The sequence below is a fragment of the Marinobacter arenosus genome, from assembly GCF_019264345.1.
Taxonomy (GTDB): domain Bacteria; phylum Pseudomonadota; class Gammaproteobacteria; order Pseudomonadales; family Oleiphilaceae; genus Marinobacter; species Marinobacter arenosus.
The window spans coordinates 986,233-1,002,026 of record NZ_JAHVAO010000001.1 but is presented as its reverse complement, the minus strand read 5'-3'; the positions used below and the strand labels follow the sequence as shown (position 1 = coordinate 1,002,026).

The following is a 15,794-nucleotide window of genomic DNA, read 5'->3' as shown; positions in this document are numbered from 1 at the left end:
CATCGCTTTTGCACACCTATGGGAAACCACCCGTCAAACGGCTTCAGGCCGGCAAGAATCGGGTGACCACGAGACAAAAGCGGCAAGAGGTTGCCATGCCCCAGATGGTTCTTCCCCAGACTCCCGCTCCCGGGATGCAAAAAGACGCCAGCATCGCCAGACCCGGTTCCGGAAGAGAGCCGGACGGCGAGAGCCGGTACGAATCGGTGTCACGGACGGAACAGGAGCGGCTGAACCGGCAGAAGAGTGAGCGCCGGGACGACGCCCAGGCCCGGGACAAGACTGCGGCCGACAAAACCGGGGGCGCCGGAGCGGATCGGCATGCCGCGGCATCGTCCGACCCGGCCCAATCGAAACCCGGGAATGCGAAAGCAACGGCCAAGGCCGACGCCGGAAAAACCAACACGCCCGAGACAGCCGGCCAGGCATCAACCGACACGGCCTCAGAGATGGACGTGAGCTCCACACCGCTCACGTTTGCCGAGTTGCAGGCGCTGTTGCTTCCTGCCGGTGGTCAGACCGGAGCCGTGTCCCCAGCAGCAGCCTCCAGTACCAATACAGTGTCCCAGGCGCTGAATCCCCTGATGCCATCCGGTGGCCCGCTCAATGGCGTTATCGCGGGTAAATCCGGCCAGGCCGGGGCCGCCGGCCAGGCTGCACCCGGCGTAACGGCGGGCCTGCAACTGACCGAGGCGTTGGCAGCGACAATCGGCTCCGAGAGCGGTCGGCCCGCTGATCCGACCAACCTCGTTGCCTCCGGTCGATTCCAATCTGCGCTGGAAGTCGCCAGTCAGCAGCCGGCGAATGCTGCCGCCGCCAAGTTGTCAGCAGACGCCTCGGTGCCGTTGAAAAGTTACGCCACGTCCATTGATACCCCCGTCGGGCATGCCGAGTGGGGCGACAAACTGGTGGGCAAGCTCAGTTGGCTGACCGCCAGGAATATGTCGGTGGCAGAGATTCACCTGACGCCGCCGGACATGGGGCCGATGGAGGTCAAGGTGCGGGTTCAGAACGAACAGGCCAGCATCACCGTTCACGCCACCAACCCTGTTGTGCGCGAACAGCTTGAACAGCATTCGCATCGGCTTCGGGACATGCTGGGCGACCAGGGGTTGAATCTGGCCCGGTTCGATGTGTCCGATTCGCCCCAGCAGCGCGGAGGCGAACAGGGGACTGGAGAGGGTCAGGACGGTGATGCGGGGCATCGCGCCGGCAACCCGGCGGTGGCCGAGGTGGATGATCCCGATGTTCAGGCCGGCAGTCTGGATCTGAGTTGGAAGGGGGAGGTCGATATTTTTGCCTGAGCGCGTCACGGGTGTGACGCCTCATCAGAAAACCGCTATCCATTCAAAAACTTCCCTCCAAACTGTTTTGCCCATCCTCCCGAGCAACGCTAAACTGCGGTTCTGAACGGGATGGATGGGGCTTCTGGCCCATCCTTTGCATTCAACTCATAAAAGTCGCGGAATATCACTCCGTCTGACGAAATTCTGGCAAAGCGGATACTATGGCTGAAAATACTGCGCCCGATGCGGCCCCCGCCAAGAAAGGCAAGCTGAAGCTCATCATCATGTTGGTGGTGGTCGTCACTCTGGCGGTCCTGCTTTCCGTTGTGGGGACGCTCTGGTTCCTGGGTGGGTCTTTGCCAGGCATGGAGGAAGACGCGGGAGCAGGCACCGACGAGACCGTGGAAGAAAGCTTTGTACCCAGTACTTATGTCGAGCTGGAAAAAGCCTTGGTCACGACGGTTCAGGCGGAGGGGCGCCAGCGGTATGCCCAGGTTCACCTGGCAATGGAAGCGACAGACCCGCAGGCGCTAACGGCGGCTCAGTTGCACCTGCCGCTGATCCGGAGCCAACTGGTCATGGTGCTGGGTGGCAGCAAATTCGATCGGTTGCAGACGCCGGAAGGACGGCGGGGGCTGGCCGACGAGATGTTGACGACCGTCAACGCCGTACTTGAGCAGGAAGGTGAGCCCGCGATCAAGCGGGTGCTGTTCAGAAATTTTGTTGTGCAATAGGACCCATCTCGGGCAAGGCATTTCAGGGGCAGGACTACTATGCAGGACTTGTTGTCACAGGACGAAATCGATGCCCTCCTTCATGGGGTGGACGATGGCGATATCGATACCTATGAAGAGACGGACGACACCGGCGTAAAGTCCTATGACCTCGCCAGCCAGGATCGCATTGTCCGTGGTCGGATGCCGACCCTGGAGATGATCAACGAGCGCTTTGCCCGTTATACCCGGATCAGTCTGTTCAACCTGATGCGCCGCAACGCCGATGTGTCCACCGGTGGCGTGCAGATCATGAAGTTCGGGGAGTACATCCACACCCTGTACGTACCCACCAGTCTCAACCTCTGTAAGGTGCGCCCGTTGCGTGGCACCTCCCTGTTCGTTCTCGACGCCAAGCTCGTGTTCAAGCTGGTCGACAATTTTTTCGGTGGAGAAGGGCGTCACGCCAAGATCGAGGGGCGGGAATTCACGCCGACCGAGACCCGTATCGTGCAGATGGTGCTGGACCAGGTCTTCCACGACATGAAAGAGGCCTGGCACGCGGTCCTCAAAGTGGAGTTTGACTACCTCAGCTCGGAAGTGAACCCGGCCATGGCCAACATTGTCAGCCCGAGCGAAGTCGTGGTGGTCAGCACGTTTCACATCGAGCTTGATGGCGGTGGCGGAGAGCTGCATTTCGCCTTGCCGTATTCGATGATCGAGCCCATCCGGGATGTGCTGGATGCTGGTGTTCAGAGTGACATTGATGACGTCGACGAGCGCTGGGTCAACGCCCTGCAGGAAGATATCAAGGACGTCAACGTACCGGTGAACACCACAGTCTGCCGGCGCCGTATCTCGCTGCGGGAGATCGCCAAGATGAAAGCCGGCGACATCATTCCCGTTGAAATCCCGGAATATCTCACAGTGACGGCAAACGGCATTCCGATTTACAAGGCCACGATGGGGACGCGAGACGGAAAGCTGGCACTGCGAATTCATGAAAGGGCATCGCTGCCCAAGGTCAAGAAACAACTGAAGGTGGGACGCAATGGCTGACGACAAGAAAGACGAGCAGCAGCTCAGCGAAGACGAGAAGCTGGCAGCGGAGTGGGAAGCGGCCATGGAAGAGTCCGGCGACAGTGACGACACGGGCTCCCCCGAGGACGAGTGGGCGGCTGCCATGGCAGAGGCCGGAGAGACCGGTAAGGACGACGACGTTCAGACGGCTCCTATGGAGGAGTTTGATCACGTAAGACAGCCTTCACAGGGCTCCGGGCCCGCCCCGGATATGGACGTGATCCTGGACATTCCGGTCACCATCTCCATGGAAGTGGGCAACACCCAGATTCCGATCCGTAACCTGCTGCAACTGAACCAGGGTTCGGTGATCGAGCTCGACCGGCTCGCCGGGGAACCACTGGATGTCCTGGTCAACGGCACCCTGATCGCCCACGGTGAGGTCGTCATGGTGAACGAGAAGTTTGGTATCCGCCTGACCGACGTGATCAGCCCCGGTGAGCGCATCAAACGGTTGCAGAAATAACATGTGGTCAAAGCTGGTTGGGCTGTCGGTGCTTTTTCTGGCCAGCCCGGTGTTCGCGGAAGAGGCCGTCAAGGCCGAGCAATCTGCACCGGTTCGCGCTCCGGATACCATGGGCACGCTGGTGAGCCTCGGTATCGGACTGCTGGCCGTGATCGCGATTATCTACGGTTGTGCCTGGATCATTCGCCGCATGAACGGCATGACCGGCATGAACAACAACGCCATCAAGGTGGTCTCGGTGATGGCCCTGGGAGCGCGGGAGCGGCTGGTGCTGATCGAGGTGGGTGGCCAACAGATGCTGCTGGGCATTACACCGTCGACGATCCGCACGCTCCATGTGTTCGATGAGCCGGTGGTTGATGCCAGTAATCCGCCCACTGGCGATTTCGCCAGAGGGCTTCAAGGCATGATTGGCAAATCCTGGACTTCGCCCACAAGGAACGATTGAGCCCATGATTGCCCCGATGTTCAACCGGTTTCTCCCGATTCTGATCCTGTTGCTTGGTACGTTCTGGGCGCCTGTGTCACTGGCACAGGACGCTGGCGGCGCCAGCGGCATTCCCGGCATTCCCGCCTTCACCGTCGAACCCGGGGAAGGCGAGGGCGTTCAGGAATACTCGGTAACACTGCAGATCCTGGCGCTGATGACGGCGCTGACCTTCCTGCCGGCGATGCTGATGATGATGACCTCGTTCACCCGCATCATTGTGGTGTTCGCCATCCTTCGCCAGGCGCTGGGCTTACAGGCCACGCCTTCCAACCAGATCCTGCTCGGGCTGGCGCTGTTTCTGAGTATCTTCATCATGAAGCCCGTGCTGGAGGAAGCCAATCGGGTGGGGTTGCAACCGTACCTCCAGGAGGAAGTAACATCCCTCGAAGCGGTGGAACTGGCCAGCCAGCCGTTCAAGAAGTTCATGCTTGAGCAGACCCGGGAAAGCGATCTGGCGCTGTTCATGCGGATGGCGGATGAGCAGTACCAGACTCCGGACGACGTGTCGTTTTGGGTACTGATGCCTGCATTTGTCACCAGTGAGTTGAAAACCGCTTTCCAGATTGGGTTTATCCTGTTCATCCCGTTCCTGATCATCGATATGGTGGTGGCCAGCGTCCTCATGGCCATGGGTATGATGATGCTGTCGCCGATCATCATTTCCCTGCCGTTCAAGATCATGCTGTTTGTCCTGGTGGACGGCTGGGCCCTGATCATGGGAACGCTGGCAGCCAGTTACGGAATATAGGGGGCGTTATGACTCCGGAAACCGTTATCGATATTCTTCGCGAGGCGCTCTGGATGATCGTGTTGCTGTCGTCGGTGATCATCGGGCCGGGGCTGGTTATTGGTCTGGTGGTCAGTACCTTCCAGGCGGCGACCCAGATCAACGAACAGACCCTCAGCTTCCTGCCGCGCCTGCTGGTGACCCTGATCGTCATCATCGTCATGGGGCCGTGGATGCTGACCCAGCTCCTGGATCACGCCAACCGGCTGATTTCCAGCATTCCCTACCTGATCGGCTGACGGATGATACCAGCCGAGTTCAGTGCGGATCTCCTTGGGCAGTGGGTAGGCCAGCACCTCTGGCCCCTGTTCCGCATTGCCAGCTTCCTGATGGTGATCCCCATCTTCGGCACCCAGCTGGTCCCGGCCCGTGTTCGCCTGGGGCTCGCCTTGCTGATGACCATTCTCATCGTTCCATTGATTCCGCCGGTACCTCAGGTGGAAGCCCTCAGTGCCGATGCCGTGGTGATCACCCTGCAGCAGATCCTGATCGGCGTCGGTCTTGGTTTTGCGCTCACCGCCCTGTGGCAGCTTTTTGTCGTGGCCGGCCAGATGATTGCAATGCAGATGGGCCTCGGCTTCGCCTCCATGGTGGATCCGGCCAACGGCGTCAACGTTCCGGTGCTGTCCCAGATCTACACCATCACGATTACCCTGCTGTTCCTGGCCATGAACGGGCATCTTGCGGCCTTCGAAGTGTTCATCGAAAGTTTCCGCACCCTGCCGATCGGTCTTGAGGGCCTGGGACAGGGCGGTATCTGGGAACTGGCGCACCGCATCAGCTGGATGTTTGCCTCCGCCATGCTGCTGGCCCTACCGGCGGTGACGGCGGTGCTGATCGTCACCATCTCCTTTGGTGTAACCACCCGGGCGGCGCCCCAGATGAACATTTTCGCCCTGGGTTTCCCGATTGGCCTGATTTTTGGATTGTTTGCGATATGGGTCCTGCACGCCAACTTTCTGCCGCACTTTGACCAGTATACGCGGGAGACCTTTGATTTCATGCGGCAGTTGCAGGGCCAGCCCTAGGCACCAACCCCAAAGACGCTGAGCCATGGCCGAAGAGAACGACAACAGCCAGGAAAAAACGGAAGAGGCCACGCCCCGAAGGCTTGAGAAAGCCAAGGAGGAGGGGCAGACGGCCCGTTCCCGTGAGCTCGCTACCATGGCGGTTCTGATGGCGGGGGCTGGCGGCTTGCTGATGTTCGGCACCAGCCTTGGTGCGACGCTTGAAGGCATCATGCGCGACAGTTTCGTGCTTGAGCGCTCGGCGATCTTCGATACCCGGCACATGAGTGTCCAGCTCATTGCCTCCGCCAAGGAGGCTGCCTGGGCCCTGTCTCCCATCCTGGTTGTGCTGTTGATCGCCGCCATCTTCGGGTCTATCGGCATTGGTGGTCTACTGTTCAGTGGCAAGGCAATCACGCCGAAACTGAACCGGATGGACCCGATCAAGGGTCTTGGCCGAATGTTCTCCGCGCGCTCACTGGTGGAGCTGGTCAAGGCCATTGCCAAGGTCAGTCTGGTCATGGCCCTTGCGGTCCTGATCCTGGACCTCAGAACCGAGGATCTCCTGAGTATTGCCGAAGAGCCCGCGGTTCCGGCGATGGAGCACGTGCTCTGGACGCTCGGCTGGAGCTTTTTCCTGCTGTCCTGCGCGACCATCATCATTGCCCTGATCGATGTGCCGTTCCAGATTTACGACCATCAGAAAAAGCTTCGAATGACCAAGCAGGAGGTCAAGGACGAGTTCAAGGACACCGAGGGTAAGCCGGAAGTCAAAGGCAGGATTCGCCAGCTGCAGCGCGAAATGGCCCAGCGTCGCATGATGCAGGATGTACCCACCGCGGACGTGGTCATCACCAACCCGACCCATTACGCCGTGGCGCTGAAGTACGACCAGTCAGCCATGGGGGCGCCGGTCGTGGTGGCCAAGGGCGCTGACGAAGTCGCGTTCAAGATCATGGAGATTGCCCGCGAGCACAAGGTGGAAGTCCTCCGCACGCCGCCCCTGACCCGGGCGGTCTACCACAACACCGATATCGGCGAAGAGATTCCCGACGGCCTCTACATGGCCATCGCCCAGGTACTCGCATACGTGTTCCAGCTCCGCCAGTTCCGCAAGGGGCGTGGGCCGAAACCGGGCATGCCTGACCTACCGATTCCTTCTGATCTTCGGCGGGATATCTAGCTTGCCTTCCGCATCTGACCTGTAAGCCTGGGGGGAGGTGGTGATCTCAAGAGTGGGCTTCGAGTACCCGAACCATCGGCTCGCCACGACTTTCCGGAATCGGCAGCGTCCCATACCAGGACCGTGGATCATGGACCTTGGTTGAGCCAAACCCGCATGAAAGGAAATGGTCGCGCGCCTCGTCGTCATTCCGGAAGTGGAACGACACCTCGCTTCGTGTGGCCGCGCCAAGGGCTGTGCCGAGCGCTCTCAGGGTGCCGTCCAGCAGTGGCTGTTTCGGCCGGTAGTAGCTCTCGGACAGGTAAACCGAGCCGGGACGCTTTGCCATGGCGCCAGCCAGACGCCGCCAGAAGTCACTGATTACAGCCAGCGAGAAGTAACTGGTCAGCCCCTCGGTAATGATAATCACCGGCCTGGCGTTGTCGAAGACCCGATCAATGACCTGCTCCAGTTGGTACTCGCCATGCTCGGCCAGGATATCGATCGGTGTGACCTGATGGTGGTCTCCCAGCCGGCCCGTGGCGAGCAGGCGCAGGGCCTTGCGACCGGCCATGTCCGGCAGGTCGGCCTCGACCATGTGGATACGGGGGTGTCGTTTGCGCAGGCGAATACCCCGGGGGGACATGCCACAGGCGATCTCAAGTACCTGGCCGATTCCCTGGTCGGTGATGGCCCGGTCAATCAGGTGGTCGATGATCAGGTGGCGCTGAAGCAGGAAGGTTCGGATGTTGCCCCCGATGGCAGCCTTGCTGGCGGCTTCGAAGGGCGTCATCAGGTGATAGAGCCAACGCCCCTCTCGGGTGGCGAGGGTATCGTCGGAAAGCCCGTACCGGTGCCAGACGGCACCGGTGTAGAGGGCAGTGAAGCTTATGCCCGAGCTGTCAGTCGGTTTGCTGCTCATAGATCGCTTTGCCCCATGCCTCGCGACTGCCGGGCAGGATCAGGTTCAGGATGATGGCGGCGACCGCACACAGGGCAATGCCCTCGAGATGCCCCAGCACCATTCCACCAATGCCGAACACCAGAGTGACGCCAACGATCACCAGGTTGCGGGACTGGGCAAGGTCAACCTGGTGGCGAATCAGGGTGTTGAGGCCCACGACGGCAATGGAGCCGAACAGCAGGCACAGGATGCCACCCATGACCGGAACCGGAATGGTCTGCAGGGCTGCGCCGAACTTGCCCACGAACGCCAGAATAATGGCGACAACGGCGGCCCACCACATGACCTTCGGGTTGAAGTTCTTGGTCAGCATGACTGCACCGGTGACTTCCGAATAGGTGGTGTTGGGTGGCCCACCGAGCAGGGAGGCTGCGCTGGTTGCCAGGCCGTCGCCAAGGAGGGTGCGGTGCAGGCCGGGCTTTTCAAGGTAGTTCTTGCGGGTGACGTTACCGATGGCCAGCACGTCGCCGATGTGCTCAATGGCCGGCGCGATGGCAACCGGAATCATGAACAGGACCGCGCCCCAGCTGAACTCCGGCGCGACAAATTTTGGCATGGCCAGCCACGCGGCTTCCTGGATAGGCGTAGTGTCGACAATGCCGGCGAAGGCGGAGAGCACGTACCCGGTGATGACTCCGAACATGATCGGAATCAGGCGGAAGATGCCCTTGGCCCAGACCGACATGACAATGGTCACGGCCAGGGAAGTCATCGCGATCCAGATGGCGGTGTCGTAGGGGATTAGCTGGGTTGCTCCATCTCCGGTGCGGCCTGAGGCCATGTGGACGGCGACCGGGGCGAGGCCCAGGCCAATGGTCATGATCACCGGCCCGATCACCACGGGCGGCAGCAGGGCGCGGACAAAGCCGGTGCCACGGAGACGCACCAGGCCACTGAGAGCGATGTAGAGAATGCCGGCCGCCATCAGGCCACCCAGGGTTTCTTCCATGCCAAATTTGCCCTTGGAGGCGATAACCGGCGCAATAAAGGCGAACGACGATGCCAGGAAGATGGGGATCTGGCCGCCGGTGACGACGTGAAAGATGAGGGTGCCGAGGCCGGCGGTAAAGAGCGCGACATTCGGGTCGAGGCCGGTGATCAGGGGCATCAGTACCAGGGCGCCAAATGCGACCAGAAGCATCTGCGAGCCGGCGATGGCCTGTTTCCAGACCGGGTCGTTGCTATGATCCTGCATGTTCAGACGTCCTTCTGTTTGGTGCCGAAAATCTTGTCGCCGGCATCGCCAAGGCCAGGCAGGATGTAGCCTTTCTCGTTCAGGCGCTCGTCAACTGAGGCGGTATAGATAGAGACGTCAGGATGCTTCTCAAGCACCTTGTCGACGCCCTCTGGTGCTGCAACCAATACCAGTGCACGGATTTCAGTGCTGCCCGCTTTTTTCAGGAGGTCGATCGTGGAGATCATTGAGCCGCCGGTGGCCAGCATCGGATCCACGATCAGTGCCATGCGCTGATCCAGCTCACCGACCAGCTTTTCCAGGTAGGTGCTGGCCTCAAGCGTCTCTTCGTTGCGGATCTGGCCAACCACGCTCACGCGGGCGACCGGGATCAGACTCAGAACGCCATCCAGCATCCCCAGCCCGGCTCGCAGGATAGGAACGATGGTGATTTTCTTGCCGTGGATCTGTTCGACGTTGACCGGGCCGGCCCAACCCTCAATGGTTTTCTCCTGAAGATTGAAATCCTTGGTGGCTTCGTAAGTCAGCAGGGCGCCAACCTCCTGTGCCAGTTCACGAAAATTCTTGGTGCTGATGTCCGCCCGGCGCATCAGGCCAAGTTTGTGTCGGATCAGGGGGTGTTTAACCTCGTGGATTGGCATGGGGTCACCTGTGTCTCTGGTTGATCTGTCGTGGTTTTGCAGCGCGTTCAAATGGCGCAAGGATACCGTATCTGAGAAGGAACGTCAGGCGACACCGGGAGAAAGCTCGGGGAAATCGGGTAAGGAGTGGTACGGATCTTGCGAAGCCTCCGTTAAAAGGCGCTAAGGCGTCAGACTTTCGACCCTGAAACCCTCTTCAGGTAAAGCCAAGCGGAGAAGAGTCCTGCATGGACAGAGCATTAGTCCTTAACAACGTCAAATCCCTGACGCGGGGAAATCTGGGCATTCCCATTATGCTGATGGGGCTGCTCGGCATGATGATCCTGCCGATGCCCGCGTTCCTGCTGGACGTTTTCTTCACTTTCAACATTACCCTGTCCATCGTCATCCTGCTGGTGTGTGTTTACGCCATGCGCCCTATGGAGTTCGCTTCCTTCCCTACGGTGCTGCTGGTGGCGACGCTTCTGCGACTGGCCCTGAACGTGGCTTCCACCCGCATCGTCCTGCTGGAAGGTCATGAGGGCGGCGACGCTGCAGGTAAGGTGATCGAGTCTTTTGGTGCCGTGCTGATTGGTGGCAACTACGCCGTGGGGCTCGTGGTCTTCGCCATCCTGATGATCATCAACTTCCTGGTGGTGACCAAGGGTGCGGGTCGGGTCTCCGAAGTCAGCGCCCGCTTTACCCTCGACGCCATGCCGGGCAAGCAGATGGCCATCGACGCCGACCTGAACGCCGGCTTGATCAACCAGGACGAAGCCAAGCACCGCCGCTCGGAGATTGCCCAGGAGGCGGATTTCTACGGTTCTATGGACGGTGCCTCGAAGTTCGTGAAAGGCGATGCGGTTGCCGGTCTTCTGATTCTTGCGATCAACATCATCGGTGGTGTCGCCATCGGTATGCTCCAGCACGATCTCACCTTTGGTCTGGCCATGCAGCGTTATGCCCTGCTGACGATTGGTGACGGGCTGGTCGCTCAGATTCCGTCGCTGCTGCTGTCCACCTCCGCCGCCATCATGGTTACCCGGGTAACCTCAAGCCAGGACATGGGTGGGCAGATTCTCAGCCAGATGTTCAGTGCGCCCAAGGCGTTGGCCATCGCGGCCACCATCCTGCTCATTCTGGGCCTGATCCCGGGCATGCCCCATGTGGCCTTTCTGGGGCTCGGCAGCCTTGCCGCCGCAGCGGCCTGGTATATCTGGAAGCACGATCGCCAGACCGTTGAGGAGGACGGTGTCTTTCCGAGCCGGGGCGGGGCTGCTGGCATGCCGCGGTCCAGCGGGCAGGACCTGCCACCGGGCGGGGACGGTGCCGGCGATCCGGGCCGCCAGTTGCCGGCACCCGGAGAGAACAAAGAGTTGGGCTGGGACGACGTTGCTACCGTCGACATCGTCGGACTGGAAGTGGGCTACCGGCTGATTCCCCTCGTGGACAAATCCCAGGGCGGCCAGCTTCTGAGCCGGATCAAGGGCGTGCGCAAGAAGCTGTCGCAGGACCTGGGCTTCCTGATGCCGTCGGTACACATTCGCGACAACCTGGACCTGATGCCCAACGTTTACCGCATCACGCTGATGGGCGTGACCATCGCTGAGGCTGAGATCCATCCGGAGCGGGAGCTGGCCATCGACCCGGGGCAGGTGTTCGGGAAGGTCGAGGGAATCCAGGGCAAGGATCCGGCGTTCGGGCTGGATGCCATCTGGATTGAGCCCGACAAAAAGGACCAGGCCCAGACTCTGGGCTACACCGTGGTTGATGCCAGTACCGTAGTTGCGACCCATCTCAACCAGGTGCTGCAGAAGCATGCCCATGAGCTGCTGGGGCACGAGGAAGTTCAGAAGTGGCTGGATCAGTTGGAAAAGACGTCGCCGAAGCTGGCGGAGGAGCTGGTGCCGACCACCGTGTCCATCAGCTTGTTGCTGAAGGTACTGCAGAATTTGCTCAAAGAAGAGGTCCCGATCCGGGACATGCGCTCGATTGCCGAGGCCATCGTCAATGTGCATCCCAAGAGTCAGGACCCGAAACTGCTGACCACCGTGGCCCGGCAGTCCCTGCGCCGGATGATCGTCCAGAGCATCTGTGGCAACGAGTCCGAAATCCCGGTTATTACCCTCGATCCGGATCTGGAACAGTTATTGCTAAAGTCTGTTCAGCAGAGTCAACAATCCGGCGGTCAGGATGACATCGGACTGGTTCTGGAGCCGAACATGGTGGAGAAGCTGCAGCGGTCGCTGCAGGAGAGTGTTCAGCGCCAGGAGATGCTGGGCAAACCGGCGATCCTGCTGGTGTCCGGTCCGTTGCGACCGGTACTGGCGCGGTTTGCGAGCTACGGGGTAGAGCGGTTGTACGTGCTCTCCTACCAGGAAATACCGGATAACAAACAGATCACTATCGTGGCGTCCGTCGGTCAGTAACGACGCGGACCACAACGCGGTCAGCGCCCGCAGGGGGTTGCCGGTGGAGGAAGAGTCAGTATGAAAGTAAAACGGTTTTTCGCTCAGAGCATGTCAGAGGCGCTGAAGCAGGTCAGTGAGCAGATGGGTCCGGATGCCGTGATTCTTTCCAATCGTCGTGTTGACGGCGGCGTCGAAATCGTGACGGCGCTGGACTACGACGAGAATATGGCGCGCCAGCGACTGGGCGACAAAGCCGAGTCTGCCACCAACGGTTCGCGCCTGGCTGAAATGCAGGCGGATCAGCACCGCCGGCTGGAGGACGAATTGAACCGGTCCCGTGATCGCATCCGTGAGGTCCGGGAAAAGCGGGCGAAAATGGGCGCCTCCTATTCCGATGGTTCGTTTGCCGCGTTGAACGAGGCAGCGTCTTCTGGGTTCGAGGAACCGGCGACCTCGCCGTCGGCCAGTGCTCGTGGGTATTCCGATGAGCTGGCCCAGATGCGGGCAGAAATCAGCTCGCTCAGGGATATGATGAGTGGTCGCGCCGCCGAGCCGGCAAAGCCGGTGAGCAATGCGGTGCAGCAGCGACTGGCCGAGCGGCTCCAGGAGTTCGGTCTGAGCGCCGACCTGTCAGGCTCGTTGTCCCGGCGCCATAAGGGTGGTCGTCTGGAAGACGGCTGGAAGCAATCCCTGAAAATGCTGGCAACCGGTGTCCGTACCTCACGCCAGGAATGGCTGGACGAAGGCGGAGTCTATGCACTGGTCGGTCCGACCGGTTCCGGCAAGACCACCACCATTGGCAAACTGGCGGCGCGCTATGTTCTGCGCCATGGGGCAGACTCGCTGGCGCTGGTCACGACGGACCGCTACCGGGTGGCCGCCCACGAGCAGCTGTTCGTATTCGGTCGGATTCTGAACGTGCCGGTTCGTGTCGTCGATGAAAGCCACTCGTTGGACGATATTCTGGACGAGTTGTCCGACCGGCACCTGGTGCTGATTGATACCGCGGGCCTGACCAGTTCTGACAAGGGTTACCAGGAACAGCTGGCGGAGTTGGCGCGCAGCCACCACAATATCCGTACCCATCTGGTGGTGTCTGCCACCAGCCAGCCGCGTATCATGAAATCCGTGTGGCATTGCTATAAGATGGCAAATCTTGCGGGCTGCGTGATGACAAAGATTGACGAAGCCCTGACACTGGGGGAATCTCTGGGATTCGTGATGGAAACCGGATTGCCGGTGGCCTATTACACGGACGGGCAGAAAATCCCCGAGGACCTGCACCACGCGGAGTCCATTCCCCTGGTGCGATTGGCCGTGGAACGGCTGAAGCGCCTCCAGCAACAGCAGGCCGTTGCCGAGGGGGCCTGAGCGGGGAAGGACCTTTACCGGATGACGGAGAATCCGGCGCGCAGAATTGGCGCCGTTCAGAGACACGACAAGCCTTCGGTATAACTGGCGAGAGACAAGAAACAACATGAGCAAAGCACATCCGGTACAGGTGATTGCGGTTTCCGGCGGCAAAGGTGGGGTCGGCAAGAGTAACGTGTCGGTCAACCTCGGTATTGCCCTGGCGCAGAAAGGTCGCCGCGTGGTCATTCTGGATGCCGATCTTGGTCTGGCCAACATCGATGTTCTGCTCGGAATAACGGCTAACCGGAACATTGCCGATGTGCTCGCCGGAGAGTGTGATCTCAAGGACATCCTGGTCAACGGTCCCGGTGGCATCAAGATTGTTCCGGCCTCGTCCGGCACCCAGCGGATGACCCACCTCAGCCCGATGGAGCATGCCGGCCTGATTAACGCGTTCAGTGAGCTGGGTGACCAGATTGATGTGCTGATCGTCGATACGGCAGCGGGTATTTCCGAATCCGTCGTCAGCTTCCTCCGGGCTTCCCAGGAACTGCTTTTTGTGGTCTGCGACGAGCCCACCTCCATCACCGATGCCTACGCCCTGATCAAGCTCATGAACCGGGAATACGGCACGAACCGTTTCCGTATCCTCGCGAATCAGGTGCGAAATGAGCAGGAAGGCCGACACCTGTTTGAGAAGCTCAGTCGGGTGACCGAACGTTTTCTTGATGTCGCACTACAATATGTGGGTATGGTGCCCTACGACGAAGCCGTCAAAAAAGCGGTACAGCGGCAGCGAGCGGTGTTGGACGCCTACCCGCGCGCCAAGGCATCCCTCGCGATCAAGGCTCTGGCCGACAAGGTCGACAACTGGCCGTTGCCGTCCTCGCCAAGAGGTCACCTGGAGTTCTTTGTGGAACGGCTCGTCGAAGTCTGAATCTGATCCAGTCAAAACAACACCGGATACATGACATTGGCGAAACATCTGGGAATCTATCAGCAGTCGGATGCGAAAAGTCCTTCTCGACTCATTGAAGAGCATGCGCCGCTGGTCAAGAAAATAGCCCTTCATCTCATGGCCAGGTTGCCCGCCTCGGTGCAACTGGATGATTTGATGCAGGCGGGCATGATCGGACTGCTCGAATCTGCCCAACGCTACAGCTCCACCAAGGGCGCTACCTTCGAAACCTACGCCGGCATTCGGATTCGGGGTGCCATGGTGGACGAGATCCGCAAAGGTGACTGGGTGCCCCGCTCGGTCCACCGAAATGCCCGCCGGATATCCCAGGCCATCAAGGCCGTCGAAGACCGACTCGGTCGCGAAGCCCAGGACCAGGAAGTTGCGGAGGAACTGGGTATGGAGTTATCCGAGTACCACGCCTCGCTTTCCGATGCCAACAGTGGACGACTTTTTAGCCTCGATGAGCTCAATGAATCCGGTGAGCTGCCGATAGAGGAAGCAGAGACCAGTGATAATCCGCTGGACGGTCTGGCATCCGATGCGTTCCGGCGCAACCTGGCCGTGGCCATTGAAGAGCTGCCGGAGCGCGAAAAGTTGGTCCTGAGCCTGTACTACCAGGAAGAGCTGAACCTCAAGGAAATCGGCGCCGTTCTGGGTGTCAGTGAGAGCCGTGTCAGCCAGATTCACAGTCAGGCCGCGCTGCGACTGCGAGGACGTCTCGCAGACTGGCGCCGGGATGCAGATGACTGAACGTGTGCACTCTGTGTCTGGCTCATAGAGCTGTGTAGTTTTTGGTAACCGGCGCTTTACACGAACACCAAAGATCAGACAATAAGTGCTTAAAACAGCGGCCTGCTAGATTTCGAACTCAAAGGTCAAACGAAATCCGGGTGTTACAAACTGGAGGTCCCATTGGACAAGAACATGAAAATCCTGATTGTGGATGACTTTTCCACAATGCGACGGATCATCAAGAACCTGCTGCGTGATTTGGGTTTCAGCAACACCGATGAGGCGGACGATGGCAACACAGCCCTGCCGATGCTGAAAAGCGGAAAGTACGATTTTCTGGTGACGGACTGGAACATGCCGGGAATGACGGGGCTGGATCTGCTGAAGTCCGTGCGCGCCGATGAGAACCTGAAGACGTTGCCCGTGCTGATGGTAACGGCCGAGGCCAAGCGGGATCAGATTGTGGCTGCCGCACAGGCCGGGGTGAATGGCTACGTCGTCAAGCCGTTCACCGCAGCCGTCCTCAAAGAAAAGATTGAGAAAATCTTCGAACGCATTCAGTAAGCA

At 59.9% G+C, this 15,794-nt stretch carries 17 protein-coding genes; 14 read left to right on the top strand and 3 right to left on the bottom strand.

Annotated features, from left to right (window positions below; genetic code table 11):
* The first annotated feature begins 95 nt into the window (after positions 1-95).
* From KXD86_RS04570 to flhB, 9 genes are all read left to right on the top strand, one after another.
* Entirely contained in the window at positions 96-1,304 is a 1,209-nt protein-coding gene (locus KXD86_RS04570; protein ID WP_218634885.1) for a flagellar hook-length control protein FliK, read from the top strand.
* Between the two features lie 203 nt (positions 1,305-1,507).
* Positions 1,508-2,020 carry a flagellar basal body-associated FliL family protein gene (locus tag KXD86_RS04565; RefSeq protein WP_218634884.1) on the top strand — a complete coding sequence of 171 codons (513 nt, stop codon included), beginning with the start codon at positions 1,508-1,510 and terminating at the stop codon, positions 2,018-2,020.
* A gap of 39 nt (positions 2,021-2,059) precedes the next feature.
* Positions 2,060-3,058, top strand: coding sequence for a flagellar motor switch protein FliM (gene fliM, locus KXD86_RS04560; RefSeq protein WP_218634883.1), 999 nt, complete (start codon positions 2,060-2,062; stop codon positions 3,056-3,058).
* Entirely contained in the window at positions 3,051-3,545 is a 495-nt protein-coding gene (gene fliN, locus KXD86_RS04555) for a flagellar motor switch protein FliN (RefSeq protein WP_218634882.1), read from the top strand. Before fliM ends, fliN begins: the two co-directional genes overlap by 8 nt.
* Position 3,546: 1 nt before the next feature.
* Positions 3,547-3,993, top strand: coding sequence for a flagellar biosynthetic protein FliO (gene fliO, locus KXD86_RS04550; protein ID WP_218634881.1), 447 nt, complete (start codon positions 3,547-3,549; stop codon positions 3,991-3,993).
* Between the two features lie 4 nt (positions 3,994-3,997).
* Entirely contained in the window at positions 3,998-4,783 is a 786-nt protein-coding gene (fliP, locus tag KXD86_RS04545) for a flagellar type III secretion system pore protein FliP (RefSeq protein WP_218634880.1), read from the top strand.
* Between the two features lie 8 nt (positions 4,784-4,791).
* Positions 4,792-5,061: a flagellar biosynthesis protein FliQ gene (gene fliQ / locus KXD86_RS04540; protein WP_070965790.1), complete on the top strand. Its 270-nt coding sequence runs from the start codon at positions 4,792-4,794 to the stop codon at positions 5,059-5,061.
* A gap of 3 nt (positions 5,062-5,064) precedes the next feature.
* Positions 5,065-5,850, top strand: coding sequence for a flagellar biosynthetic protein FliR (gene fliR / locus KXD86_RS04535; protein ID WP_218634879.1), 786 nt, complete (start codon positions 5,065-5,067; stop codon positions 5,848-5,850).
* A 25-nt stretch (positions 5,851-5,875) separates the two neighbouring features.
* Positions 5,876-7,012 carry a flagellar biosynthesis protein FlhB gene (gene flhB, locus KXD86_RS04530; protein ID WP_218634878.1) on the top strand — a complete coding sequence of 379 codons (1,137 nt, stop codon included), beginning with the start codon at positions 5,876-5,878 and terminating at the stop codon, positions 7,010-7,012.
* A 46-nt stretch (positions 7,013-7,058) separates the two neighbouring features.
* Here the strand turns inward: flhB and KXD86_RS04525 are convergent, their stop codons facing one another.
* Genes KXD86_RS04525 through upp form a run of 3 tightly spaced genes read right to left on the bottom strand, consistent with a single transcriptional unit; the run spans position 7,059 to position 9,791 of the window.
* Complete coding sequence (locus tag KXD86_RS04525) at positions 7,059-7,913, bottom strand: class I SAM-dependent methyltransferase (RefSeq protein ID WP_218634877.1); 855 nt, start codon at positions 7,911-7,913, stop codon at positions 7,059-7,061.
* Entirely contained in the window at positions 7,894-9,150 is a 1,257-nt protein-coding gene (locus KXD86_RS04520) for a uracil-xanthine permease family protein (RefSeq protein WP_218634876.1), read from the bottom strand. Before KXD86_RS04520 ends, KXD86_RS04525 begins: the two co-directional genes overlap by 20 nt.
* Before the next feature lie 2 nt (positions 9,151-9,152).
* Entirely contained in the window at positions 9,153-9,791 is a 639-nt protein-coding gene (gene upp / locus KXD86_RS04515) for a uracil phosphoribosyltransferase (RefSeq protein ID WP_218634875.1), read from the bottom strand.
* 227 nt (positions 9,792-10,018) lie between these two features.
* Between upp and flhA the strand changes: the two genes are divergently transcribed.
* From flhA to cheY, 5 genes are all read left to right on the top strand, one after another.
* Positions 10,019-12,199, top strand: coding sequence for a flagellar biosynthesis protein FlhA (flhA, locus tag KXD86_RS04510; protein WP_218634874.1), 2,181 nt, complete (start codon positions 10,019-10,021; stop codon positions 12,197-12,199).
* A 60-nt stretch (positions 12,200-12,259) separates the two neighbouring features.
* The gene (flhF, locus tag KXD86_RS04505; RefSeq protein WP_218634873.1) at positions 12,260-13,552 is read left to right on the top strand and encodes a flagellar biosynthesis GTPase FlhF; all 1,293 of its coding nucleotides are present in this window, start codon (positions 12,260-12,262) and stop codon (positions 13,550-13,552) included.
* A gap of 106 nt (positions 13,553-13,658) precedes the next feature.
* On the top strand, positions 13,659-14,471 hold the full coding sequence (locus KXD86_RS04500) for a MinD/ParA family ATP-binding protein (RefSeq protein ID WP_218634872.1): 813 nt from the start codon (positions 13,659-13,661) through the stop codon (positions 14,469-14,471).
* 30 nt (positions 14,472-14,501) lie between these two features.
* Positions 14,502-15,245 carry an RNA polymerase sigma factor FliA gene (locus KXD86_RS04495; RefSeq protein WP_218634871.1) on the top strand — a complete coding sequence of 248 codons (744 nt, stop codon included), beginning with the start codon at positions 14,502-14,504 and terminating at the stop codon, positions 15,243-15,245.
* Positions 15,246-15,407: 162 nt separating this feature from the next.
* Complete coding sequence (cheY, locus tag KXD86_RS04490; protein ID WP_218634870.1) at positions 15,408-15,791, top strand: chemotaxis response regulator CheY; 384 nt, start codon at positions 15,408-15,410, stop codon at positions 15,789-15,791.
* Positions 15,792-15,794: the final 3 nt, after the last annotated feature.

What these genes read in the sequence shown, in the direction of transcription:
- fliN (WP_218634882.1), top strand. Translation starts at nt 3,051, where the DNA reads ATGGCTGACGACAAGAAAGACGAGCAGCAGCTCAGCGAAGACGAGAAG.
- fliR (WP_218634879.1), top strand. Translation starts at nt 5,065, where the DNA reads ATGATACCAGCCGAGTTCAGTGCGGATCTCCTTGGGCAGTGGGTAGGC.
- flhA (WP_218634874.1), top strand. Translation starts at nt 10,019, where the DNA reads ATGGACAGAGCATTAGTCCTTAACAACGTCAAATCCCTGACGCGGGGA.
- flhF (WP_218634873.1), top strand. Translation starts at nt 12,260, where the DNA reads ATGAAAGTAAAACGGTTTTTCGCTCAGAGCATGTCAGAGGCGCTGAAG.
- fliO (WP_218634881.1), top strand. Translation starts at nt 3,547, where the DNA reads ATGTGGTCAAAGCTGGTTGGGCTGTCGGTGCTTTTTCTGGCCAGCCCG.
- flhB (WP_218634878.1), top strand. Translation starts at nt 5,876, where the DNA reads ATGGCCGAAGAGAACGACAACAGCCAGGAAAAAACGGAAGAGGCCACG.
- upp (WP_218634875.1), bottom strand. Translation starts at nt 9,791, where the DNA reads ATGCCAATCCACGAGGTTAAACACCCCCTGATCCGACACAAACTTGGC.
- fliQ (WP_070965790.1), top strand. Translation starts at nt 4,792, where the DNA reads ATGACTCCGGAAACCGTTATCGATATTCTTCGCGAGGCGCTCTGGATG.
- KXD86_RS04495 (WP_218634871.1), top strand. Translation starts at nt 14,502, where the DNA reads ATGACATTGGCGAAACATCTGGGAATCTATCAGCAGTCGGATGCGAAA.
- KXD86_RS04525 (WP_218634877.1), bottom strand. Translation starts at nt 7,913, where the DNA reads ATGAGCAGCAAACCGACTGACAGCTCGGGCATAAGCTTCACTGCCCTC.
- KXD86_RS04520 (WP_218634876.1), bottom strand. Translation starts at nt 9,150, where the DNA reads ATGCAGGATCATAGCAACGACCCGGTCTGGAAACAGGCCATCGCCGGC.
- KXD86_RS04500 (WP_218634872.1), top strand. Translation starts at nt 13,659, where the DNA reads ATGAGCAAAGCACATCCGGTACAGGTGATTGCGGTTTCCGGCGGCAAA.
- KXD86_RS04570 (WP_218634885.1), top strand. Translation starts at nt 96, where the DNA reads ATGCCCCAGATGGTTCTTCCCCAGACTCCCGCTCCCGGGATGCAAAAA.
- fliM (WP_218634883.1), top strand. Translation starts at nt 2,060, where the DNA reads ATGCAGGACTTGTTGTCACAGGACGAAATCGATGCCCTCCTTCATGGG.
- KXD86_RS04565 (WP_218634884.1), top strand. Translation starts at nt 1,508, where the DNA reads ATGGCTGAAAATACTGCGCCCGATGCGGCCCCCGCCAAGAAAGGCAAG.
- fliP (WP_218634880.1), top strand. Translation starts at nt 3,998, where the DNA reads ATGATTGCCCCGATGTTCAACCGGTTTCTCCCGATTCTGATCCTGTTG.